Source organism: Curtobacterium sp. NPDC089689, assembly GCF_044749145.1.
Taxonomy (GTDB): Bacteria; Actinomycetota; Actinomycetes; order Actinomycetales; family Microbacteriaceae; genus Curtobacterium.
The window spans coordinates 1,071,857-1,094,416 of the sequence record NZ_JBIVHJ010000001.1; the positions used below are offsets into that span (position 1 = coordinate 1,071,857).

The window sequence follows — 22,560 nt, forward strand, 5'->3', positions numbered from 1 at the left end:
GTCAGTGCCCGGTGTGGTGCGCGCAGTGCGCGTCCGTGGCGGCCGCCACCGCGGCCGGCACGTTCAGGGCGGGGTTGCGCGGGAAGAACCCGTACGGCTTCAGGGTGAACTTCGCGTAGTCGACGGGCATCACGGGCCAGTCCTCCGGGCGGGGGAAGTGCGTCGGACCGAAGGTGTGCCAGAGCACGATGTCCTCACCGTCGAGCGACCGGTCGGTCTGCACGTACCGCGCGACGCCGTCCCCGCCCGGGTTCTGGTGCACGAAGTCACCCGCCGCGTACTGCTCGGCGGGGTCGTACTGCGTGACGTAGAGGTGCTTGCGGGCGAACTCGGCGCGCGACGCGACCGAGGACGAGTCGTCGGCGAGCAGCACCGGGGCGTCCTGCGGGTACAGCACGTAGCCGGTCGGCCGGCCGAGGTGGTTGCGCTCCTCGGTGTTCGAGATGAACCAGGTCCGGCCACGGGACGCGTCCGCGAGCCGCCCCGACGTCGACTCCGAGGCGATGCGCGTCGCCCGCTTCGTGAACGCGTTCCCGTGCTCGTTGCCGGGTCCGACCGGCACCCGGACCGCGTCGATCTCGTCCACGGCGTTGGTGAGACCGTCCACGGTCATGTCGAGCCGCGCGGAGAACAGGTGCTGGTGGTACGGCGCACCGAGCCCGGGGGCGACCTCGGACGCGAACCCGTAGTCCGATCCGTCGGCGTCCCGGCCGGGGTAGGACGAGGTGAACAGGACGCCGGTGAGCTTCGCCTCGCACTCGATCGTGCCGTCGAGGTAGAGGTACCAGTAGAAGCCGTAGTCGTAGTTGCCGACGGTCGTGAAGAACGAGATCACGAGGCGGCGGGACCGGCGGACCTCGTGCGAGCCGGTGTAGATGTCCTCGTGCTTCCAGAGCGTGCCGAAGTCCTCCTCGTGCATGCAGAGCCCGTTCGTGATGGTCTGCGGGTTGCCGAGCTCGTCGGCGAGGACGGCGTCGAAGTAGCGGATCTCGCCGACGCAGTCACAGCCGAGCTCGAGGGAGTTCGTGAAGCGGCCGAACAGGTACTCGCCGGTGTCGAAGTAGTTCTGCCAGAACCGCACGGGCGAGGGGTCGCCGTAGGGCACGAGCATCTCGTCGATCGACGCGCGGTACACGATCGGGCGCAGCCGGTCGCCGTCCTGCCAGGAGAGCTGGCGGAGCACCAGTCCCTCGCGTGGGTCGAACCCGACCTGGAAACGCCAGTTCGCCCACTCGACGAACTCACCGTCGACCGTGAAGGACGGCCCCTCGGGCTGGGTGATGACGATCGGCTTGAGGTCGAGCGGCTCGCCCTGGAGCTCCGGGTCGTCGAAGTTGCCCGAGGTCGCGGGGACGGGCATGTCGGCGGCGTCGACGATCCGGGTGACGGTGCGGTTCGCCGCGTCGACGTACACCGAGAGCCCGTCGACGGGGTGTGCCCACACGTGGTCGGCGGGGTGGTCCTGCCGGAAGGCGAGCACGCGGAGGATGCGTCGGCCCTCCTCCTCGGGGAGGTCGTAGTACCCGGCCGACAGCGGGACGCACTTGACCTCCTCGACGGTGAGCCCGCGTGCCGCGAGGGCGGCCACCCACCGCTCGTCGGCCGCCGCGATCTCGCCGACGGCGTCGAACTCCTCGATGAGCACCGGGAGCTGACCGCGCGAGCCGTCCAGGACGTCGGTGCGCAGGACCGTACCGCCGTCGATCGACACGACGTTGTCGGTCGAGCGGCCCGTCGCCATGTCGAGCAGCATCACGCGGGCGCGCCGTTCCGGGACCGCGCCGGTCCCGGCCTGCCATGCCAGGACGTCGCGCTTGTGCGGCTCGGCGAGACCGACGTAGGCGAACCGGGTGGTGTCGGTCCAGTCCGGCTGCGCCGTCACGACGTCGCGGATCCGGGTGATCTCCGGGGCGGTGAGGCTCGCCAGCGGGTGGGTGGTCGAGGTCGCGGGGCCGGTCGGTTCGGTGATGGTCATGCGCGTGGTTCCTTGCGTTCGGTCGGGAGGCACGGTGTGGGTCGGTGGGTCGGCTCACGCCGACGGGGTGGTCGGTGCAGGTGGTCGGTCCTGCTGGCGGGACGCCGCCGGTCGGTGCCGCTCACTGCTCCGCTTCGAGGCGGTCGAGCATCAGCTCGTAGCGGTCACGTCGTCGCCGGCGCAGCACCAGGGCCTGGACGGTCCCGACGGCGGGGACGACCACCACGAGGCCGGTGAGCACGGTGCTCACGACGCCGAAGACGCTGTGCCCGGCTGCGTCCACGTCGCCGACGAGGGTCGGGAAGTTCGCCCAGATCAGGACGGCCGACGCGACCAGCCCCGCGAAGCCGAGCAGGGGCGCGACGATGGTGTTCCAGACGCGGAGGTCGGCTCGGTTGCGGCGGAAGTAGACGACGACGGCGAGGCTCGTGGCCGCCATGAGCACGGCGATGCCGAGCGTGGCGACTCCGGAGAACCAGCTGAAGACCTGCAGGACGGGGTCGAGGCCGAGGACGGCGAACAGCGCGGTGAGCACGACGGCGGTGACGGTCTGGACGACGCTCGAGGTGTGCGGGGAGGCGTGTCGTCGGTGCACGAGGCCGAGGCGACCGGGGAGCAGTGCGGCGTTCGCCATCGCGTGCTGGTAGCGGGTGATGACGTTGTGGAACGAGAGGACGCAGGCGAACATGCTCGTCAGCAGCAGGACGTTGAGGACCGCTTCGCCGACACCGCCGATGTACCGGGCCGCCGTGGTGAGGATGAGCGACCCCGGGTCCTCCGCTGCCTCGGCCAGCACCCCGTCCGGCCCCCAGGCCATCACGAGGGCCCACGACGCGAGGGTGTAGAAGACCCCGATGCCGATCACGGCCGCGTAGGTCGCGCGGGGGATCGTGCGGTCGGGGTCCTTCGCCTCGTCGCGGAAGATCGCGGTGGCCTCGAAGCCGATGAACGCCGCGATCGCGAACATCAGTCCGACACCGGGCGAGCCGGACACCACCTGCGACGGAGCGAACGGCGCGAGCGACAGCCCGTCGGCGCCGCCCCGGAACACCACGGCGGCCACGAGGACGAGCACGATGCCGACCTCGGCGACGAGCAGGACCCCGAGGACCTTGCTCGACAGGTCGATGTGCCGGTACCCGAGGACGCCGACGAGCACGACCACGGCGAGCGACCAGACGTACCAGGGCACGTCCGGCCCGCCGAGGCCCGCGACGGTGACGCCGATCAGGTACCCCATGTACGCGTGCACGGCCACCTGGATCGTCGTGTACGTCAGGAGGGCGAGCGTCGCGGCCCCCGCGCCGGCCGGACGTCCGAGTCCGTGCCCGACGAACGTGAAGAAGGCGCCGGGCCGCGGCAGGTGACGGGTCATCGCGGCGAGCCCGACGGAGAACAGCAGGAGCACCACGGCCGAGACGGCGTAGAGCGCCGGGAACCCGACGCCGTTGCCGAGCAGCATGCCGAGCGGGGCTGCGCCGCCGACGACCGTGAGCGGTGCGGCGGCCGCGACGACCATGAAGACGATCGCGGTGACGCCGAGGGAGCCGTGCATGGTCCGGCCGTGCGGGGCGGGGAGCGCTCCGAGTGACGCGGGGTCCTTCGTGATGCTGGACATCGTGGCCTTCCGGTTCGGGTGGCTTCGGGGGTCGGCACCACGGTCCCGCGCCGCCGTTGCGGCCACGTACCGCCGAGGTGAAACCCGGTCGCACCCGAACGGGACACCTCCGTCGCCGGCGTCCCGTTCCGCCGGTACCTGCCCGAAACACGACCGCCACACCGGGGCAACGCGCGGGCCCTACCGTGGCCGGGTGACCGCCCTCGACCGTGCGATAGCCCACCCGCCCCGGGTGCCGGGCGTCGGTGCGGGTTCACCCGTCGACGGACTCTCGCGACGCAGTGTCGGGCCGGTCGACGTGCTCGCGCAGTCGGTCTCCGCGGTGGCCCCGTCCGCCGCCGCGACCACGATCCCTGTGCTCGTCGCGTCCGTCGCCGGCAGCGGTGCGACGTGGTCGCTGCTGGCGGCGATGGCGCTCTCGTTCCTGGTCGGACGCACCGTGAACGAGTTCGTCCGCCGCGTCGCGGGCCCTGGATCCCTCTACACGTACGTGTCCCTCGGCCTCGGACCGGTCGCGGGCGTGGTGTGCGGTGCAGCGCTGCTCCTCGGCTCGGGGTGCATCGCGGCGTTCTCGCTGACGGGGACCGGCTACTACCTCGAGTACCTGCTGTCCCGGTTCGTTCCGCCCGGGGACGGCGGTGTGCTCGTCACCGTGCTCGTGGTCCTCGTCACGGGGGCCGTCGTGTTCGCCGTGACGGCCGTCGGCGTCCGGCTGTCGACCCGTCTGACGCTGCTCGTCGAGACGGTCTCGGTGGCGGTGATCGCGGTGCTCGTCATCGCCCTGCTGGCCCGGAGCGGACCGCCGGACCTCGGGGCGGTCGCACTCGGCCCCGTCACGCCGGCGCCGTTCTCCGTCGGGACCGCACTCGCCGTCACCGCGTTCGTCGGCTTCGAGAGCGCGTCGGTGCTCGGCGTCGAGGCCCGCCGCCCGTTCGCCACGATCCCGCGCGCGATCTCGTGGACCGTCCTGCTCGCCGGCGTCCTCTACCTCGGCAGCGCCGTGGCCCAGCAGTCCGGGTTCGCGGCGGTGGGAGCAGACCTCGCGACGAGCGCCTCGCCGGTGAACGAACTCGCCGTCGCATCGGGTGTGGGCTGGGTCGGGTGGGTGCTCGACCTCGCGATCGCGGCCTCGTTCGCGGCGTGCGCGATCGCGTCGACGACCGCGCTCGTCCGGGTGCTCTTCGCGATGGGCCGCGAGGGCGTGCTCCCCCGTGCGTTCGGTCGGACGTCCCCACGCTTCCGGACGCCGTTCGTCGCGGGGATCGTGGCGAGCGTCGTCCTGACCGCGGTCCCGGTCGCAGGACTGACCGCGGGCGTCGCGACGTGGACGCTCATGGAGACCGAACTCGCCGTCGCCGCACTCGGGTACCTCGTCGCCTACGCGCTCACCTGCGTCGCGGCGCCGGTGTTCCTCCGTCGGATCGGCGAGCTGACCGCCCGGGTCGCGACCGTCGCGGTCGTGACGGCGGCGCTCCTGACGGGCGTCCTCGTGGTCTACGCCGGAGTCGAGGCGACGAGCGACCGGTGGCCCGCCGTCGCACTGGTCGTCGGGGTGGTCGCCGTCGTCCTGCTCGCCTTCGCGGTCGTGACCCGACGGCGTCCGTGGCGGCGCGCGAGGAGCCGGGCCGTGTGGGACGTGCCCGTCGAGACGGACCTCCTGGGTGCCTCCCGGCTGCGCCCCGACGACCCCGACCGGACCGGCCGAGGCGACCGGCCGTGAGCGACCCCGGCCTGCGCGCACGCCAGCCGAAGGCGATCCAGAACGCCTTCGCCGTGCTCGAGGCCGTCGCCGCATCGGGACCGGGGACCACCGCGCAGCAGGTGTCCGAGGCACTCGGCATGCCACGGGCGACGACCTACCGGCTCATCACGCTCCTCGTCGAGGACGAGTACCTGGTCCGCCTGTCCGACCTGCGGGGCTTCGCCCTCGGGCACAAGGTCGCCGAGCTGGCCGGGCTCGGGGCAGCGCCGTCCCTCCCGCCGCTGTCACGCGCGGTGCGGTCCGTCCTCGCCGAGGTCCGGTCGAGCGTCCGCGCCGGCGTGCACCTCGCCCGGTACGACGCCTCCGGGCTGGCCGACGTCGACGTGGACCCCGACTTCCCGCTCCTCGACGAGCGGGGGCTCCGCGCAGACCCCGGGGCGAGCGCGATGGGGCGACTGCACGCGCACGGCGGCACCGAGGTCGTCCGGCAGGTCGGCGCGTTCCGGTCCGGCTTCGGGTGCCTCGCGGTCCCGGTCCTCGACGAGCACGGTCTGCTGGTCGCCGGACTCACGCTGTCCGCCGCGGCGCCCCGGATCGACTCCCCCGGCGACCTCCTGCCGCTCCTGCAGCGTGGAGCCGACCGCCTCGAGCCGCTCCTCGCCTGACCCCCAGCGTCCTCGGAGCGCACTGTTGGCACTCTCTGGGTTCGAGTGCTAGAACGGATGACAGTTGAGTCGAGGGGACTCAACGAGGATCACGTGAAGGAGTTGACGACGATGACGATGAACTTCGACCCGTTCCGCGAGCTCGACCGCCTCGCCGGATCCCTGCTCGGGAGCGCCGGCGGACCGCGTTCGATGCCGATGGACCTGTACCGCACCGGGGACCACTACGTCCTCGACGTCGACCTGCCGGGCATCGACCCGGGCAGCGTCGACGTCGACGTGGACGGCTCGGTCCTCACGATCCGCGCCGAGCGCACCCTCGGCGCCCCGGACGGCTCGCAGTGGATCACGCGCGAGCGGCAGCCCGGCACGTTCGTCCGCCAACTGACGCTCGGCGACCACCTCGACGCCGGACGCATCACCGCGACCTACGACAACGGTGTGCTGAGCATCACGATCCCGGTCAAGGAGTCGGCGAAGCCGCGCAAGATCGAGGTCGCGGTGGGCAGCGGGTCCCAGCAGCTCGCCGTCGGCGGCGGGGCCTCCGAGTAGGTCGGAGGCGCGATGGCAGCACTCCTGAACGCGCTGCTCGCGATCGGGGCCGTGACCGCCGCGCTCACCGCGACGAGTCTGGACAGGCGGGTCGCCCTCGTGCTCGGGGCGACCGGCAGCACGGTCGGCGCGTTCCTCGCGTGGGTGGTCGCACCGAGCGCGTTCTCCGGGTTCGTGCCGTGGGTGGCCGCCGTCCTCGGGACGGCGGCGCTCACGGCCGGGTGGAACGTCGTCCGGCTCTACGACGGCGTCTTCGCCCCGCCGCCGGAACCGGCGGACGAGACCGGGACGATCGCGACGACCGCGCGGTGACCGCATGACGGACGGGCGCGCCCCGCTCAGCGGCAACGCGAAGCGTTGCGCGGGGCGCGCCGACCGAGCCTGCGAGGGAGGGGCGCCAACCGGCACCGCGCCTCCCGTCCGTCCGCCCCGTCAGTCAACGAAACGCGCGCGTTCCGACATCGCACCGGTCGATCGACGGGTGCCACGTCGAAACGCGCGCGTCCCGTTCCGCGGACTACTCCTTGTTGAGCTTGTCCTGCACCGTGCCGGCCGTCTTCTCGACGACGTTCGGGAGCTCGGTCGTGCCGTAGAAGCGGACGTCCGGGTGCGTGGGCGGCGGCATCGGCGACGTGGTCGTCGGACCGTCGTGGTACGTGTACTCGCCCTTGCCGTCGAACGAGGGGCCACTCGCCCACGGGCCGTTCGCCGCCTCCTTGCCGTCGGAGAAGTTGAGGTACTGGTAGTTGACCTCCTGGTTCTCCTTCGCCTGCGGGAAGTTGCTCGGCACCGGGAAGTCCTCGATGCCCTTCTCGCGGAGTTCCGCGGCGGCCGTCGCCCACATGTTCTGGTGCATGGTGTCGCGCGCGAGCAGGAACGACAGGAGGTCCCGGACCCCGGCGTCGTCGGTCTGGTGGTAGAGCCGCGCGACCTGCACGCGCCCCTGCATCTCGGCGTTCGCGTTCGCCGTGAAGTCGGCGAGCAGGTTGCCGCTCGCGGTGATGAACGACCCCTGCCACGGGTTGCCGTTGCTGTCGACCGGACGTGCGCCGGCACCGGCGACGATGCCCTGCTGGACGTCCGTGCCACCGACGATCGCCGCGACCGTCGGGTCGTCCTGCACGGCGTCCTCGGTGATGCCGAGCGGGCTCTTCTCGAGCAGCTGCGCGATCATCGTCGCGAGCATCTCGACGTGGCCCATCTCCTCCGCGCCGATGCCGAACACCAGGTCGCGGTACTTGCCGGGCATGTGCATGTTCCACGCCTGGAACTGGTACTGCAGGGCGACGGTGATCTCGCCGTACTGACCGCCGAGCACCTCCTGCAGCTTGCGCGCGTAGACGGCGTCGGGCTTGTCGGGCGTGGACTTGAACTGGAGTTCCTGCTTGTGGAAGTACAAATCGTGCTCCTGTCTTCGTTCGGTGGTGCGGTTCAGAGGATCGGGGTGCCGCCGGTGACGGCGACGCGCGCACCGGAGACGTAGCTGCCGTCGTCGCTCGCGAGCAGCACGTAGACCGGGGCGAGCTCAGCGGGCTGTCCGGGACGGCCGAGCGGGGTCTGCTTCCCGAACTGCTCGACCTCCTCCGGAGGCATGGTCGAGGGGATGAGCGGCGTCCAGATCGGCCCGGGCGCGACGCTGTTGACACGGATGCCACGCGGGCCGAGCAGCTGCGCCAGCGCTGCCGAGAGGTTCGCGACGCCCGCCTTCGTGACGTCGTACGGCGCGAGGTCGGGCTTCGGGTCGTCCGAGTTCACCGAGCTCGACCCGATGATCGCCGAGCCGGGGCCGAGGTGCGGCAGCGCGGCCTTGACGAGGTGGAAGTAGGCGCTGAGGTTGGTCGCGAGGGTGTGGTCCCGCTCCTCGTCGCTGATCTCCTCGATCGTCTCGTGCGTCATCTGGTACGCCGCGTTGTTCACGAGGACGTCGAGCCCACCGAGCCGCTCGACCGCGGTGGCGACGACGGACCGGCAGTACGCGGGGTCGCTGACGTCGCCGGGCAGCAGGACCGCCGTCCGCCCCGCCTCCTCGACCCAGCGCTTCGTGTCCTGCGCGTCGTCCTCCTCGTCGGGGAGGTAGCTGATGAGCACGTCGGCACCCTCGCGGGCGAAGGCGATCGCGACCGCCTTGCCGATGCCGCTGTCCCCGCCGGTGATGACCGCCCGCTTGCCCGTGAGCTTGCCGGACCCGCGGTACGACTGCTCGCCGTGGTCCGCCGTCGGGCTGAGCTCCTGGTCGCTGCCCGGGGGCTGCTGTCGGTCGGTCATGTCGCCTCCTGATCAGTGGTGCGCGATCCGCTTCGTCCGAGGACCGCTCGGTTCGGCCGATGGTCGGCGCGCCGCACTGGGCGGCCGTCCGGGAGTGGCCCGATCGCGCGGCGGGTGTGGCCGGATCGCGCGGCGGGTGTGGCCGGATCGCGCGGGCACCGGCCCGACGGGCCGCGCGTAGCGTGGCCGGCATGGACCTGCAGCTCTCGGAACGTGTCGCGCTCGTCGTCGGAGGGAAGGGTTACATCGGTCGTGCCGTCGCCGCACGGCTCCGGGCCGAGGGGGCGACCGTCGTGGTGGCATCCCGGAGCGCCGGGGACGACGACGACAGCGTGTCGATGGACACCGCGTCGCAGGCGTCCGTGGACGCCGGGGTCGCGTCGGTGCTCGAGCGGCACGGGCGGATCGACGTGCTCGTGGTCACGGCGGCCCCGAGCGCGCAGACCCTCGACCCTGCCCGGGGGTCCGACCCGGAGCACGTCGCCGAGGCGATCGACGGCAAGGCGCTCGGCTTCCTCCGCGTCGCGAACGCCGTGCTCCCGCACCAGCGCGAGGCGGGCTTCGGCCGGGTCGTCGTCGTGAGCGGTCAGAACGCCTACATCGCGGGCAACATCACCGCGTCGCTGCGGAACACCGCGACGAACGTCGTCGCGAAGAACCTCGCCGACGACTTCGCCGGGTCCGGCGTCGCCGTGAACGTGGTCAACCCCGGGACCGTCACCGACGACCCCTCGTCGGAGGTGCAGCGCGGAGCCGGCGGCGAGTCGAGCCCGCAGCAGATCGCCGACCTCGTCGCGTTCCTGTCGTCGCCGCTCTCGGCGCTGAGCGGGGAGTCGATCTCGATCGCGCACCGGATGCTCGGCTCCGTCGTCGTCTGAAGCCGCGTCGCGGCGGACGGGAGGCCCGTGGCGGGCCCGCCCCGTGCCTCCCGTCCGTCCCGTGGTGCGTCAGCACCCTGTCCGTGCGCCCGGTGCAGGGTCAAGATGGGGCATGGACACTGCGGAGCAGGACGTGGTCGGACTCGTCGAGTACGCCGGTGGGCGGCTGACGGACCGGATGGAAGGGCTCTCCGACGACGAGTGGGCATGGCAGCCGATCGCCGGGGACGCGGAGGTCACCGTGCGGTGGCGGCTCGACCACGTCGTCGAGGTGCTCACGGCCAGCCGGAACCGCGAGTGGCTGGGGCTCGCGCCGTCGACCGGACCGATGCCGGGCACCCCGACGACCGCCGCCGAGGCGCTCGCGGGACTCGGCACGGCGATCAGGGTGTTCCTGGCGGCCGCGACGGAGGTGGGCGACTCCGCCTCCGAGCCGATGGGCGCCGTCGCTGGTCCGTACGCCGAGTCGACGAAGCGGTCGTTCGTGCTGCACGTGGCGGACGAGCTGATCCACCACGGTGCCGAGGCGGCGCTCCTCCGGGACCTCTACGCCGCGCGACCGGGCCGGAGCTCCCGGACCACGGAGACGGCCTCGGTGGCGAGCGACGCCGGGTACCCCCAGTAGTCGGGTCGGTCGGTCTCGGGCGGGGTCTCGTGGCTGATGTCGACCATGTCCGCACGCTGGTCGCCCGACATTTCTGCGGGAAGCCGCAGGTTTCCGTCACCCTCCTTTCAGGGGCTCCCCAAGTTGAGCACTGCTCTCCTAGGCTGGGCCGGCACTTCCTGTGCCCCTGCCCAGCATCCGAGAACGGATCGACATGTCTCCCACCCGAAGCGCGTCCCGTGGACGCGCTCTCCTCGCCCTCCTCGGACTCGGCATCGCGTCCGTGACCGTGCTCGCCGGCACCACCCCGGCGAGCGCCGCAGCGACCTTCACCACCCAGGCCCCTCGGGCGACCGGCGCGGTGAAGGTCGGCAGCACGATCACCGCGGTGTTCCCCACCTGGCGGCCCGCTCCGACGGCCAAGGGGTACCGCTGGCTCCGCGACGGGAAGGCCATCACCGGCGCGACGCGGTCCACGTACACGCCCGCGGCCGGGGACAGCGGGCACCGTCTCTCGTTGATGATCATCGGATCCCGGAGCGGGTACGCGAAGGCCACGCGGACGAAGGACCTCGGGGTCGTCGCGAAGGGCGATGCACCGAAGATGACCGTCGCCCCGAAGCTGACCGGGTCCGCGAAGGTCGGGAGCACGCTGACGACGACGAACGGCTCGTGGAACCGGTCCGGGCTCTCGGTGCGGTACCAGTGGCTCCGCAACGGCTCGGTGATCAGCGGCCAGACGAAGAAGTCACACACCGTGTCGGGCAGCGACTTCGGTGCAACGCTTGCAGCCCGGGTCATCGTCTCGAAGGCCGGCTACCAGGACGGCAGCGCGCGGACCACGGTGACCGCCAAGGTGACCCGCAGCGCAGCGTTCTCCGGCAACGGCACGTACGCCGTCGGGTCGAAGATCAAGCCGGGCACGTACTTCTCCGGCTCGACGAGCGGCTGCTACTGGGCGCGACTGAGCGGCGCGAGCGGCAGCTTCGAGGAGATCATCGGGAACTCCTTCGGGAGTGGTCAGCGCATCATCACCATCGCTTCGTCGGACCGGTACGTCTCCTTCTCGGATTGCGGATCGTGGTACCCGATCGCCAGCGCGCCCCGACTGACGAAGATGCCTGCGGACGGCGTCTTCAAGGTCGGACAGCAGATCGCTGCCGGCACGTGGCGGGCGTCGTTCACGGACGGCTGCTACTGGGAGACGAGCAGCCGCGCGTCCGGTCGCTTCGAGGACGTCATCGCGAACGACTTCATCGACGGCCGTGGGTCCACGACGGTCCGGATCGGCTCTGACGTCTCGGTCTTCGAGTCCTCCGGCTGCGGTACCTGGAGCAAGGTCGGCTGATCCTCGGGAGCTCGCGACCACGGACCCGTCACGAGAGTCGTGGCGGGTCCGTGGTCGTCGCAGCGGCGAGTGGTCACCCCGTTGCCCCGCTAGGCTCCCCGTCGTGGCGAAGGTGCTGATCACCGGGATGTCGGGGACGGGCAAGTCCTCGGCGCTGGAGCGGCTGGCCACGTTCGGTCACCGCGTCGTGGACACCGACGACCCGGGCTGGCGCGAGTACCACCCGTACCCGCACCCGTTCGACGAGGCACACCGCGGCGAGTGGCTCTGGGCCGAGGACCGGATGACGGCGCTGCTCGACGAGGACGACGGCCGGTCGCTCTTCGTCCAGGGCTGCGTCCGCAACCAGGGCCGCTGGTACGACCGCTTCGATGCGGTCGTGCTCCTCAGCGCACCGTTCGACGTCCTGCTCGAACGGGTCGCGCGGCGGACGACGAACCCGTACGGGAAGACCGACGTGGAGCGGGCGATGATCGCGGCGGACTGCGCCGAGGTGCTGCCGCTGCTCCGCGCCGGGTGCACGCACGAGCTCGACGCGACCCGGCCGCTGGACGACGTCGTCGCGGACCTGGCAGCCCTCGCGCGCTGAACCGTTCGTCCCCGCGACGGATGCGCTTCGGCCGTCCGCCCGATGCCCGGCGGCCCGGGATCGCCGAGGCTGAGGAGCATGGACTCCTCGATCAAGCACGTCATCGCCACCCTGTCGGTCTGCGCCGGGATCGTCGTCGTCACCGCGTGGGCGCTCGTCGCGATGTCACCGGTGGCGTGAAGCGCGGGGCGACCCGCGGGGCCGTCCCCACGCGCAGCCGGGTGACGGACCCCTCCGTGCGATGATCGGACCCGTGACGGAAGGGCGCACGTTCATCCGACCGCTCGCCACGCGCTCGATCGTCGTCGACGTGGTCTGGGCGGTCGTCGCGGCGCTCGCGTTCCTCGCCCCCGTCGACCTCGAGCTCGAGCACGCCAGCATCCTCGCCGTCGTCGCCGCGGCCGGGGCCATCGCCGTGCGACGCATCTCGCCGTCCGTCGCGATGCTGCTCGTGGTCGCGCTCGGCTTCGTGCAGGTGGCCGGGGGCGAGCGTCCGTCGCTCGTGGACCTCGCGATCTTCGTCGTCATCGGGACGACCGCGATCGTCGGGACCCGCGCCGAGGTCGTCCTCTCCGGACTGCTCGCGTTCGTCACCGGTGTCGGCGCGACGCTGTACCTGACCGTCACCGGGTTCCGGTTCGCCGTGCTCGTGAACGGGCCGCGCGACCAGGCCTTCCTGGCGATGGCGGCCCCCGCGGCGGCGCTGCTCGCGGTGTGGGCCGGCGGGCTGGCCGTGCGGGCGTTCCGCTCCCGCGACCGCGAGTCCGAGCGACGCGCCCACGCCGAGGCCGCGCGGTCCCGAGCGGAGGCCGTCGCCACCGAGGCCGAGGCCACCGCCACCCGTGCCATCGACGTCGCGGAGTCCGAGCGGATCCGAGCGGCGATCGCCCGGGACGTCCACGATGTCGTGGGTCACTCCCTCGCCGTGATCATCGCCCAGGCCGACTCGGTGCCGTTCCTCGCCGACGAGGCACGGGTGCGCGAGGTCAGCGCCACGATCGCCAGCACCGCGCGCAGTTCGCTCATGGAGGTCCGGCAGGTCCTCGGGCAGATCGACGGCACCGGGGACGCCGGTCCGGCGACGCTCGACGAGATCGTGCAGGGCATCCGTGACGCCGGGGTCACCGTGGAGCACACCGTCCGCGGCGTCCCGCGCACGTTCGGCCCCGACGCCGGCACCGCTGCCCGTCGGGTGCTGCAGGAGATGCTCACGAACGCGCTCCGGCACGGCGCTCCCGGCATGCCCGTCACCGTCCGGGAGACCTGGCGCTCCGCGGACCTCGTGCTCGAGGTCGAGAACGTCGTCGGCGGTGGTGCCACCGGGGGATCCGGCCGCGGGGTCGACGGCATGCGTTCCCGACTCGCCGCGCTCGACGGCTCCTTCGACGCCGCGGTCCTCGACGACGTGTTCGTCGCCCGCGCCCGCATCCCGATCGACATCCCAGGGGGGAACCACCGATGATCGACACGACCGACCACGCAGCCGCCGCCGACCCGGCCCGCGGTCCGGCCAGCACCGACGCGACGGGACCGGCGCCCATCCGCGTCCTGCTCACCGACGACCAGGCGCTCTTCCGCGCGGGGCTCCGTGTCGTGCTCGACGCCCAGGACGACATGGTCGTGGTGGGTGAGGCATCGGACGGCGCGGAGGCCCTCGCAGCCATCCCCGACGTCCGTCCGGACGTGATGCTGCTCGACATGCGGATGGCGGGCATGGACGGCGTCGAGACCGTCCGACAGCTGTTCTCCGGCGCGGTCGACGGCCCGATCCCCCGCGTGATCGTCCTGACGACGTTCGGCCTCGACCCGGCGGCAGCGACCGCGATCCGGCTCGGTGCCAGCGGGTTCCTCCTCAAGGACACGACGCCGCCGTTCCTGTTCGCGGCCATCCGCGCCGTGCACGAGGGCAGTTCGGTGATCGCCCCGAACGACCTCGCGCAGCTGTTCGGCGCCGACGTCGAGCGTGCGCCGAAGCCGCAACCGCAGGAGTTCCAGATGCTCTCCGACCGCGAGCGCATCGTGTTCGGTTGGGCGTCGCGGGGTCTGTCGAACGCCGAGATCGCCGCGAAGGAGTTCGTCACCGAGTCGACCGTGAAGACCCAGATCTCGAGCATCCTGGGGAAGCTCCAGCTCCGCGACCGGGTGCAGCTGGTCGTCTACGCACACGACCACGGGCTCGCGGGCGCACGCGACGAGGCGTAGCGGCGGACGCGGCGGACGCGGCACGGACGCACGTCAGGTGTCGCCGGGTACCGTCCCGGACACCGACCGAACGACGCCCGGTGCGCCGGGCAGAGAGGGGCGATCAATGACGATCGACCAGACGACGACCGTGGCCCGCGACCTGACGGACCGGACGGTGGTGGTGACCGGAGCGGCCGGCGGCATCGGCCGCGAGGTCGTGCGCCGCCTCCACGCCGCCGGCGCCGAAGTGGTCGCGGTCGACCTCCGGGAACCGACCGACGTCCCCGCGGGCGTGACGTCGGACACGGTCGACATCACCGATCCGGAGTCCCTGCGCGCGTTCGCGGACCGGGTCGGCTCCGAGCACCCCGGCCGCATCGACCTGGTCAACGCGGCGGGCATCGTCGAGGACGACGTCGCCGCGGCGGAGATGTCCGCCGAACAGTTCCGCGGGGTCCTCGACGTCAACCTCGTCGGGGTGTTCCTCACCTCGCAGGCCCTCCACCGGGTGATGGCGGGGCGCGGTGGAGCAGCGATCGTGAGCATCGCGTCGATGTCCGGCAACCACGTCGTGAACCACCCGCAGAAGCAGGTCGCCTACAACGTGTCGAAGGCGGGCGTCACCGCGCTCACGAAGACCCTCGCCGTCGAGTGGGGGTCGGAGGGCATCCGGGTGAACTGCGTGTCACCCGGCTACGTGGACACACCGCTCCTCGCGAAGAAGCACCACCAGTTCGACGAGTGGATGCGGGACATCGTGCCGGGGCGGTTCGCGCAGCCGGCCGAGGTCGCGGCGGCGATCCACTTCCTGCTGAGCGACGCGGCCTCGTACTGCCACGGGACCGAGCTGCTGATGGACGGCGGCTACTCGCTGCGCTGACCGGGCAGGGTCAGCACCTCGTCGAGGATGGTGGTGATCGCGGCCGGGTCGTGGGCGAACCGTCCGAGGAACAGTCCGCCGATCCGGCCCTGCCCACGGGTGAGCAGCCCCGGTCCGGCACTGCCGCCGTAGATCACCGTGCTGCCCGCGAGCTCCGGCCGCGACGCGAGGTGCGCCTCGAGCCCGGCGAGCACGTCCACGATGTGGTCGTCCGGCGCGGGCGCCGGCGCACCGATCGCCCACACCGGCTCGTACGCGACGATCAGCGGCCCGACGAGCCCGTCCACGGTCGCCGTGGCGAGCGAGCGGTCCAGCTGCGCGGTCACCTCGGCGATCGCGTCCGCACTGGAGGCTGGGCCCACGCCGGCCGGTTCCGGCGCGTCGCGGAGCTTGCGGAGCGACGTGGCGGCCGAGCCGGTGGGGAGGTGCGGCTCCCCGACGCACACCAGCGGCCGCAGGTGGTTGCGGTACGCCGCGTGCACCTTCCCCGCGACGTCCTCGTCGGTCTCGTGGAACAGGCTGCGCCGTTCGGCGTGGCCGATCTCGACGAGGTCGACGCCGATCTCACGGAGCTCGGCGCCGGAGACCTCGCCCGTGAACGCGCCCTCGTCCGCCCACGCCAGGTCCTGCGCCCCGAGCAGGACCGGAGCATCGCCGATGACCTCACGCACGGGCACGAGCGCCGGGAACGTCGGGACCACGAAGAGCTGCGCGGCCCCGGAACGCACGGCGGGGTGCCGCTCGGCGATGTCCACCACCCGCCGGACCCAGTCGAGGGTCCGGGCGTGGGAGAAGTACGTCTTGAGCGACACCCCGACGAGCGTCATGCGCGGTCGGCCCCCGTCGCGTCGATGCCCTCGGCCGCCGAGCCGTCGTAGGAGCAGATCGCCGCGACCTTCTCGGCGCTGGCGGAGGACGTGTCGAACTCGTACCCGAGCCACTCCTTCGCCAGCCGTCGTGCGAGTTCCAGCCCGATGACCCGCTGCCCCATGCAGAGCACCTGCGCGTCGTTCGACAGCACGGAACGCTCGACGCTGTAACTGTCGTGGGCGGTCACAGCTCGGATGCCCGGGACCTTGTTGGCGCTGATCGCGACGCCCAGCCCGGTGCCGCAGACCAGGATCGCCCGGTCGGCCTCGCCGTTCGCGACCATGCGAGCGGCATCGACGGCGACGTGCGGGTAGGCCGTGTGCCCGTCCGCGTCCACCCCGACGTCGGCGACGTCCGAGACCCGTTCGTCCGCGAGCAGGTCCGCCTTGATCGCCTCCTTGTACTCGAAGCCGGCATCGTCCGATCCGACCACCAGTCGCAGGGTCATCGTGCTGCTCCTTCCTCGATGACCGAGGCCACCGTCTCGACGATCAACGCGAAGGACACCGCTCCGGGGTCCCGCGTCCCCACCGCCTGGTCGGCGTGGGTCTTGGCGCGTCCCTTCCGGGGCACGAGGTCGGCCGTGGCGTCCGCCGCCTCGCGGGCAGCGGACGCCGCGGTGCGCCAGGCGTCCGCGGTCGACGCCCCACCCTCGACCGCGGCGCCGAAGGCCTCGTCGAACGGCACGAGGGCGTCCACCATCGTCTTGTCGCCGGGCACGGCACCGAAGGCCGACACCGCCGTGGTCGCGGCGTGCACCGCTTCCGCGAGCTGCGCCGACGACGGACGCGACTCGTCCCCGATGACGCGACCCAGTGCCTCCAGGGCGGCTCCCCAGATCGCTCCGGACGTCCCGCCGGCCTTGTCGGACCAGGCGTCGGCGGCGATCGCGAGGAGGCCACCGGCACCGACCTCGCGGTGCAACGCACCGGAAGCCGCCGCGTCCGCGGCGTGCGCCCCGCGCTGCATGCCGATGCCGTGGTCGCCGTCGCCAGCGACCGCGTCCATCTCTCCGAGTTCGTCGACGTGCTCGTCGACGACGCGGCGCGCTGCGGCGAGCGCCGCGGCGACCCGTGCCGCGACCTCCTGCGACTCCGCGCTGCCGGTGCCGACCTCGATGCCGTCGGACGCCTCGAGCTCGGACTCCGGCAGCCGCTCGGCTGCGACCGCACCCCCCTTGCGGAACGCGGGGGTGTCGGCAGGCGCCGCCCAGAGCCGTTCGAGTTCCTCGTCGAGCCAGAACAGGGTGAGCGAGACGCCCGCCATGTCGAAGCTCGTGACGAGCTCGCCGACCTCGGGTTCGACGATGACGACGCCGGCGTCCTCGAGCAGACGGGCCACCGAGCGGTACACGACGAAGAGTTCCTCGTACTTGACGCTGCCGAGGCCGTTGAGGATCGGGACGACCCGCGCGCCGGACGCCGTGACGCCCGTCGGGAGCTCGTCGAGCAGACGCGACACCAGGAGGGACGCGAGCCCCTCGGCCGTGGGCACCTCGGTCTCGTCGATGCCGCGTTCGCCGTGGATGCCCATGCCGATGGCCATCCGGTGTTCCGGGACCTCGAAGAGCGGCTCGGCGGCACCGGGGAGGGAGCACCCGGAGAACGCGACGCCGAACGAGCGGGTCCGGTCGTTGGCCCGCGACGCCACCGCGGTGACGTCGTCGAGGCTGCGCCCCTCCTCGGCGGCGGCCCCCGCGACCTTGAAGACGCAGAGGTCGCCGGCGATGCCGCGTCGCTCGGCGGTGCGGTCGGTGGGTGCGGACACGACGTCGTCGGTGACCCGGACGGTGCGCACCGGGATGCCCTCGCCCTCGAGCGTGCGTGCGGCGGCGTCGAAGTTCAGGCAGTCACCCGCGTAGTTGCCGTACGAGAACAGCACCCCGCCCCCGTGCTCGGCTGCTCGGGCGACCCCGGCGACCTGCTGCGCCGACGGGCTGGCGAACAGGTTGCCCATCGCCGCGCCGGCCGCCAGCCCGTGCCCGACGAGTCCGCCGAACGCCGGGTAGTGCCCGGAGCCGCCGCCGACGACGACCGCGACCGTGCCGTCGGGACTGGTGGTGGCGCGGGCCACACCGCCGTGCACCCGGCGCACCCACCGCTGGTTGGCGAGGACGAACCCATCCGCCGCCTCGTCCGCGAAGTCCGCGGGGTCGTTGAAGAGCCTGGTCATCGTGTCGTCTCCTTCGACGCACTCGTCGCCACGTGTGAGGTGTCGAGCAGATCATCCGCCTTCGCGCCTCGGAAGAACTTCGTGCAGAAGATCATCACGGCCGCCACGAACGCCAGGACACCGAGCGAGACGATGCCGAACGCGCCGCTGTCGGTCGGGACCACCTCGTTGATCGCGGTCCGCATGATCGGGGCCACGAAGCCGCCGAGGTTGCCGAGCGAGTTGATGAGGCCGATGCCCGCGGCCGCCGCCGCCCCGGTGAGGAACGCCGTCGGGTAGGCCCAGGTGATCGGGCCGACCGCGAGGAAGCTCGCCACGGCCAGGGTGATGAACAGGATGCCGAGGATCGGCTGCCCGTTCGCGCCCGCCCACGCCGACCCGAGGATCGACAGGCCCGTCGTGACGTAGAACATGGTGCCCCAGCGACGACGCCGTCCGACGGTGTCCGCCTTCGAGCCGACGAGGTAGCAGGCGACGAGGCCGACGAGCCACGGGATCGCGGCGACGAGGCCGACCTGCCAGCCGACGTCCTGCCCGAGGAGCGACGACACCTGCTGCGGCAGGTAGAACGTCGTGCCGTACACGGCGACCTGCAGGCAGAAGTAGATGATCGTGAAGTACCAGACGCGGCCGCTGGCCATCGCCTTCCAGATGCCCTTCGGGCCGTCCTCGTTCCGGGCGGTGTCCTCGCGGGCCATCGCCGCGGTGAGCGATGCCTTCTGCCCGTCGTCGAGCCACTTCGCCTGCTGCGGGCTGTTCGTCAGGAAGAAGAGGGCGGCGACGCCGGCGAGCACCGCGAGGATGCCCTCGCCGAAGAACATGACCTGCCAGCCGTGGAACGGGGTGACCTGGTCGCCGACGCTGATGAGTCCGCCGGAGAGCGGCGCGCCGATCATCTGCGAGAACGGCTGCGCGAGGTAGAAGATCGCGAACATCCGCACGCGGACCTTGTTCGGGAACCACTCGGAGAGGTACATGATCACGCCCGGGAAGAGCCCGGCCTCGGTCACGCCGAGCAGGAAGCGCAGGATGATGAACATCGTGTCGTTCGTCGTGAACGAGAACAGCGCGGCGACGATGCCCCACGTGACGGCGATGCGGGCGAGCCAGAACCGGGCCCCGAACCGCTTGAGCAGCAGGTTCGACGGGATCTCGAAGATCGCGTAGCCGATGAAGAAGATGCCGGCGCCGAGGGCGAACGCGGCGTCGGAGATGTTGCGGTCGACGCTGAGGGCCTCTTCGGCGAACCCGACGTTGGTGCGGTCGAGGAAGGCGACGAAGTACAGGATGACGAGCATCGGCATGAGGTGCTTCGTCGCTCTGCCGATCGCCGACTTCAGGGCGGGATCGTGGGTGGACCCCAGGGCGGGGCTGGTTGCGGACACGGTCGCTCCTTCGCGATCGGGTGGTCTGACTGGAGGCACGACTCACGACGAGCACACCGGCTCGCTCTGGTCGCGGGGCCGGGTCGGCCCAGTACGCCTGTGGGCGTTTCAGTGCATGTAGAGGCCGCCGTCGACGTTGAGCGTCTGCCCGGTGACGAACCCAGCGTCCTCGCTGATGAGGTAGGCGATCGCCGCCGCGATGTCCCGCGGGGTGCCGATGCGCGGGAGCACACCGTCGGCCGCCATCGCGGTCTTGCGCTCCTCGGAGAGCGTGCCGCCCATGATGTCGGTGTCGATCGGACCGGGCGAGATCGCGTTGACGGTGATCCCCCGGTGGCCGAGCTCGCGGGCCATGCCACGGGTGAGACCGATGACCCCGGCCTTCGCGACCGAGTACGGCGTCTTGCTGAACGTGCCGCCGCCGCGCTGGGCGGAGACCGACGACAGGTTGACGATCCGGCCGTAGCCGTGCTCGACCATGGACTGCGCTGCCCGGAGGCTCGCGAAGTGCACGCCGTCGAGGTTGATGCTCAGGACGCGGTGCCACTCCCCCTCGGGCAGGTCGAGGTACGCGTGCGCGGACGAGACGCCCGCGAGGTTCACGAGCGCCGCGATCGGCGGCAGCGCGGCTTCGATCGTGTCGAACGCCGCGCGGACGGCGGCCTCGTCCGCGACGTTCGCCCCGGCGCCGACGGCCTGGACGCCGTGCTGGTCGCGGAGGTCGGCGGCGACCTGCTCGCTCGCGGCCTGGTCGAGGTCGATGATGCCGACGTTCCAGCCCTGCTCGGCGAGGTGGTGGGCCGTGGCCCGGCCGATCCCGCGCGGGGAGGCGGCGCCGGTGAGGACGACGGTCTGCTGCTCGGTGCTCATGCTCGGTCTCCTCAGTGGATCGGGGCCGGGCCGAGGTCGTCGAGGAGCTTCTGCATCGCGACGTAGGCCTTGTTCCGGTAGGCGACCAGCTCGGGCGTGCGGTCGGCGGGCACGTCGAGGTACCCGGCGCCGGACTTCGTGCCGAGTTCACCGGCGTCGACGTGCTGCTGGAGCGACGGCGGCGTGGCGAAGCGCTCCGGCCAGCGGGTCTGCAGCGACTCGAAGCAGAACGCGTACACGTCGAGCCCGGCCATGTCGGCGATCGCGAACGGGCCGAAGAACGGCAGGCGGAACCCGAAGGTGGTGCGGACGATGGTGTCGATGTCGTCCGGGCTCGCGATGCCCTCGTCGGCGATCTTCGTCGCTTCCTCGAACAGGGCGTACTGCAGGCGGTTGAGCACGAAGCCCGTGGAGTCCTTCACCCGGGCGGACTGCTTGCCGGTCGCGGCGACGACGGTCTCGCCGACCTCGATCGCGTGCTCGTTCGTGGTCGGGTGCGGGATGAGCTCGACGCCGGGGATGAACGGCGCCGGGTTCGAGAAGTGCACGCCCAGGAATCGCTCCGGACCCACGACTGCCTCGGCGAGCGACTCGATGAGGATCGTCGAGGTGTTCGACCCGATGACGGCGTCCGGGCGTGCGGCCTCGCTGATCCGACGGAGCGTGGCGTGCTTGATCTCGAGCTTCTCGGGCACGGCCTCCTCGATGAAGTCGGCCGTGGCGACCGCTTCCTCGATGGAGTCGGCGGCGCTGAGGTGGGCGTCCACCCGCACCACGGCGTCCGCGGGGAACAGGCCGTCAGCGACGAACTGCTCGGTCTCGGCGATGAGCCGGGCGCGGTTGGACGCGGCGATCTCGGCCGAGACGTCCGCGATCCGGACGGTGTGGCCGGCGAGGGCCAGGACCTGGGCGATCCCGCCGCCCATGTAGCCGGACCCGACGACGGCGATGTCGAGTGTGCTCATCGAGTTGCTCCTTGCTTCGTCGCCCCGACCACCGAGGTGGCTCCGACCACCGAGGTGGCGAGGACGGATCGGATGTACTGCTGGTTGGTCGCGCAGACGCCGAGGCTGTCCCCGCCGTACTGCTCCGTCATGACGATGCCGCGGAACCCGTCGGCGACGGCGTCCCGGAGCACCTGGCGGTAGTTGATGAGTCCGGTCTCCATGGTGCTCGGCGCACTCGTCGCCCAGCTGCCGTCGCCGGCTTCGTCGCGCGTGTAGTTCTTGACGTGGAGGTAGTTCGTGTACGGCAGGGTCTTCGCGAAGAGCTCCTTCCAGTCCTCCACCGGACGGTGCAGACGGATGAGGTTCGCGACGTCCGCGTTCAGGCCGACGGTGTCCAGGCCGATCTCCTCGACCAGGCGGACCGCGCTGTCGGCGGTGCCGAGGTAGGTGTCCTCGTACAGCTCGAGTGCCATCGGCAGTCCGACGCTCGCGGCGTGCTCCCCGAGCTCCCGGAGGCGCTTCACCGCGGCGTCCCACACCTCGGGGTCGTCGGGATCCTTCGGGCCCGGTGCCGTCCAGAACCAGAGGGCCTTCCGCTGCGCCTCGGTGAACGGCTGGTGCAGGCCCGTCGAGAACACCTGCATGCCCCACTCGGCCGCGGCGTCGATGGTCCGGTGCGCGTACGCGAGGTTGTCCTCTTCGTGCCCGGGCTGGATGACGCTCTTCCGCTGCAGGTGCACGGAGGGGATGCCGACCCCGTGCGCCGCGGCGACCGCGAAGAGCTCGTCACGCCGGGACCGCTCGAGGTCAGCGGGGCGGATGTGGCTGTCGGCGAGTTCGGCGAGCGAGAAGCCCGCGGCCGCGATCTGTGCGAAGACGTCGTCCCAGACCTCGGCGGGCGCGTCGTGGAAGGCCGTCCCGTCGCGGGTGACCTGGGCGAACCCGTGCAGGCAGGCGGCGATCGGCCACGTCTCGTCGGTCCAGGTCGTCGGGTTCCAATCCTGGGTGACCCAGTCCTGTGGTGATGCCACGTGCATGCTCCTTCGCAGTCGTGCG

At 71.8% G+C, this 22,560-nt stretch carries 22 protein-coding genes; 11 read left to right on the top strand and 11 right to left on the bottom strand.

Translation table 11 applies throughout. The features are described 5' to 3' along the window. Position 1: 1 nt before the first annotated feature. Both ACIPYW_RS05260 and ACIPYW_RS05265 read right to left on the bottom strand, forming a co-directional pair. Complete coding sequence (locus tag ACIPYW_RS05260) at positions 2–1,975, bottom strand: primary-amine oxidase (RefSeq protein WP_400411433.1); 1,974 nt, start codon at positions 1,973–1,975, stop codon at positions 2–4. Positions 1,976–2,096: 121 nt separating this feature from the next. Further along, entirely contained in the window at positions 2,097–3,593 is a 1,497-nt protein-coding gene (locus ACIPYW_RS05265; protein WP_400411436.1) for an APC family permease, read from the bottom strand. Positions 3,594–3,786: 193 nt separating this feature from the next. On the opposite strand from ACIPYW_RS05265, the gene ACIPYW_RS05270 reads away from it, so the two are divergent. The 4 genes from ACIPYW_RS05270 to ACIPYW_RS05285 all read left to right on the top strand — a co-directional run bounded on the left by ACIPYW_RS05270 (position 3,787) and on the right by ACIPYW_RS05285 (position 6,824). Beyond that, positions 3,787–5,313 carry an APC family permease gene (locus tag ACIPYW_RS05270; protein WP_400411438.1) on the top strand — a complete coding sequence of 509 codons (1,527 nt, stop codon included), beginning with the start codon at positions 3,787–3,789 and terminating at the stop codon, positions 5,311–5,313. After that, positions 5,310–5,960: a helix-turn-helix domain-containing protein gene (locus tag ACIPYW_RS05275; RefSeq protein ID WP_290133306.1), complete on the top strand. Its 651-nt coding sequence runs from the start codon at positions 5,310–5,312 to the stop codon at positions 5,958–5,960. The genes ACIPYW_RS05270 and ACIPYW_RS05275 overlap by 4 nt, the downstream gene beginning before the upstream one ends. Positions 5,961–6,071: 111 nt before the next feature. Continuing rightward, positions 6,072–6,512, top strand: coding sequence for an Hsp20/alpha crystallin family protein (locus ACIPYW_RS05280; protein WP_400412517.1), 441 nt, complete (start codon positions 6,072–6,074; stop codon positions 6,510–6,512). Positions 6,513–6,524: 12 nt separating this feature from the next. Then, on the top strand, positions 6,525–6,824 hold the full coding sequence (locus ACIPYW_RS05285) for a hypothetical protein (RefSeq protein ID WP_400411441.1): 300 nt from the start codon (positions 6,525–6,527) through the stop codon (positions 6,822–6,824). Positions 6,825–7,029: 205 nt separating this feature from the next. Here ACIPYW_RS05285 and ACIPYW_RS05290 read toward each other — a convergent pair whose 3' ends face one another. Then, positions 7,030–7,911, bottom strand: coding sequence for a manganese catalase family protein (locus ACIPYW_RS05290; RefSeq protein WP_400411443.1), 882 nt, complete (start codon positions 7,909–7,911; stop codon positions 7,030–7,032). A gap of 32 nt (positions 7,912–7,943) precedes the next feature. Then, a complete protein-coding gene (locus ACIPYW_RS05295) occupies positions 7,944–8,777 on the bottom strand; it encodes an SDR family oxidoreductase (RefSeq protein ID WP_400411445.1) in 834 nt (277 codons plus the stop codon). A gap of 191 nt (positions 8,778–8,968) precedes the next feature. Between ACIPYW_RS05295 and ACIPYW_RS05300 the strand changes: the two genes are divergently transcribed. The 7 genes from ACIPYW_RS05300 (at position 8,969) to ACIPYW_RS05330 (ending at position 15,260) form a co-directional block, all read left to right on the top strand. Then, positions 8,969–9,655, top strand: coding sequence for an SDR family NAD(P)-dependent oxidoreductase (locus ACIPYW_RS05300; RefSeq protein ID WP_400411447.1), 687 nt, complete (start codon positions 8,969–8,971; stop codon positions 9,653–9,655). 112 nt (positions 9,656–9,767) lie between these two features. After that, positions 9,768–10,280 carry a DinB family protein gene (locus tag ACIPYW_RS05305; RefSeq protein ID WP_400411450.1) on the top strand — a complete coding sequence of 171 codons (513 nt, stop codon included), beginning with the start codon at positions 9,768–9,770 and terminating at the stop codon, positions 10,278–10,280. A gap of 193 nt (positions 10,281–10,473) precedes the next feature. Further along, a complete protein-coding gene (locus tag ACIPYW_RS05310) occupies positions 10,474–11,607 on the top strand; it encodes a hypothetical protein (protein ID WP_400411452.1) in 1,134 nt (377 codons plus the stop codon). 103 nt (positions 11,608–11,710) lie between these two features. Continuing rightward, the gene (locus ACIPYW_RS05315) at positions 11,711–12,196 is read left to right on the top strand and encodes an AAA family ATPase (protein ID WP_400411454.1); all 486 of its coding nucleotides are present in this window, start codon (positions 11,711–11,713) and stop codon (positions 12,194–12,196) included. A 253-nt stretch (positions 12,197–12,449) separates the two neighbouring features. Continuing rightward, positions 12,450–13,658 (top strand): sensor histidine kinase, encoded by a 1,209-nt coding sequence (locus ACIPYW_RS05320; protein WP_400411457.1) that lies wholly within the window; start codon positions 12,450–12,452, stop codon positions 13,656–13,658. Continuing rightward, the gene (locus ACIPYW_RS05325) at positions 13,655–14,398 is read left to right on the top strand and encodes a response regulator (protein WP_400411460.1); all 744 of its coding nucleotides are present in this window, start codon (positions 13,655–13,657) and stop codon (positions 14,396–14,398) included. Before ACIPYW_RS05320 ends, ACIPYW_RS05325 begins: the two co-directional genes overlap by 4 nt. Before the next feature lie 106 nt (positions 14,399–14,504). Then, the gene (locus tag ACIPYW_RS05330) at positions 14,505–15,260 is read left to right on the top strand and encodes an SDR family NAD(P)-dependent oxidoreductase (RefSeq protein ID WP_290133317.1); all 756 of its coding nucleotides are present in this window, start codon (positions 14,505–14,507) and stop codon (positions 15,258–15,260) included. Here the strand turns inward: ACIPYW_RS05330 and ACIPYW_RS05335 are convergent. From ACIPYW_RS05335 to ACIPYW_RS05365, 7 genes are all read right to left on the bottom strand, one after another. Further along, complete coding sequence (locus ACIPYW_RS05335) at positions 15,245–16,087, bottom strand: triose-phosphate isomerase family protein (protein WP_400411462.1); 843 nt, start codon at positions 16,085–16,087, stop codon at positions 15,245–15,247. The genes ACIPYW_RS05330 and ACIPYW_RS05335 overlap by 16 nt on opposite strands. After that, the gene (locus ACIPYW_RS05340) at positions 16,084–16,578 is read right to left on the bottom strand and encodes a ribose-5-phosphate isomerase (RefSeq protein WP_400411464.1); all 495 of its coding nucleotides are present in this window, start codon (positions 16,576–16,578) and stop codon (positions 16,084–16,086) included. Before ACIPYW_RS05340 ends, ACIPYW_RS05335 begins: the two co-directional genes overlap by 4 nt. Further along, entirely contained in the window at positions 16,575–18,302 is a 1,728-nt protein-coding gene (locus ACIPYW_RS05345) for a dihydroxyacetone kinase family protein (protein WP_400411467.1), read from the bottom strand. Before ACIPYW_RS05345 ends, ACIPYW_RS05340 begins: the two co-directional genes overlap by 4 nt. After that, entirely contained in the window at positions 18,299–19,687 is a 1,389-nt protein-coding gene (locus tag ACIPYW_RS05350; protein WP_400411469.1) for an MFS transporter, read from the bottom strand. Before ACIPYW_RS05350 ends, ACIPYW_RS05345 begins: the two co-directional genes overlap by 4 nt. A 108-nt stretch (positions 19,688–19,795) precedes the next feature. Next, entirely contained in the window at positions 19,796–20,557 is a 762-nt protein-coding gene (locus tag ACIPYW_RS05355) for an SDR family NAD(P)-dependent oxidoreductase (protein ID WP_400411471.1), read from the bottom strand. Between the two features lie 11 nt (positions 20,558–20,568). Then, entirely contained in the window at positions 20,569–21,522 is a 954-nt protein-coding gene (locus tag ACIPYW_RS05360) for a 3-hydroxyacyl-CoA dehydrogenase family protein (RefSeq protein ID WP_400411473.1), read from the bottom strand. Further along, positions 21,519–22,535 carry a sugar phosphate isomerase/epimerase family protein gene (locus tag ACIPYW_RS05365; RefSeq protein WP_400411474.1) on the bottom strand — a complete coding sequence of 339 codons (1,017 nt, stop codon included), beginning with the start codon at positions 22,533–22,535 and terminating at the stop codon, positions 21,519–21,521. The genes ACIPYW_RS05360 and ACIPYW_RS05365 overlap by 4 nt, the downstream gene beginning before the upstream one ends. Between the last annotated feature and the right edge of the window lie 25 nt (positions 22,536–22,560).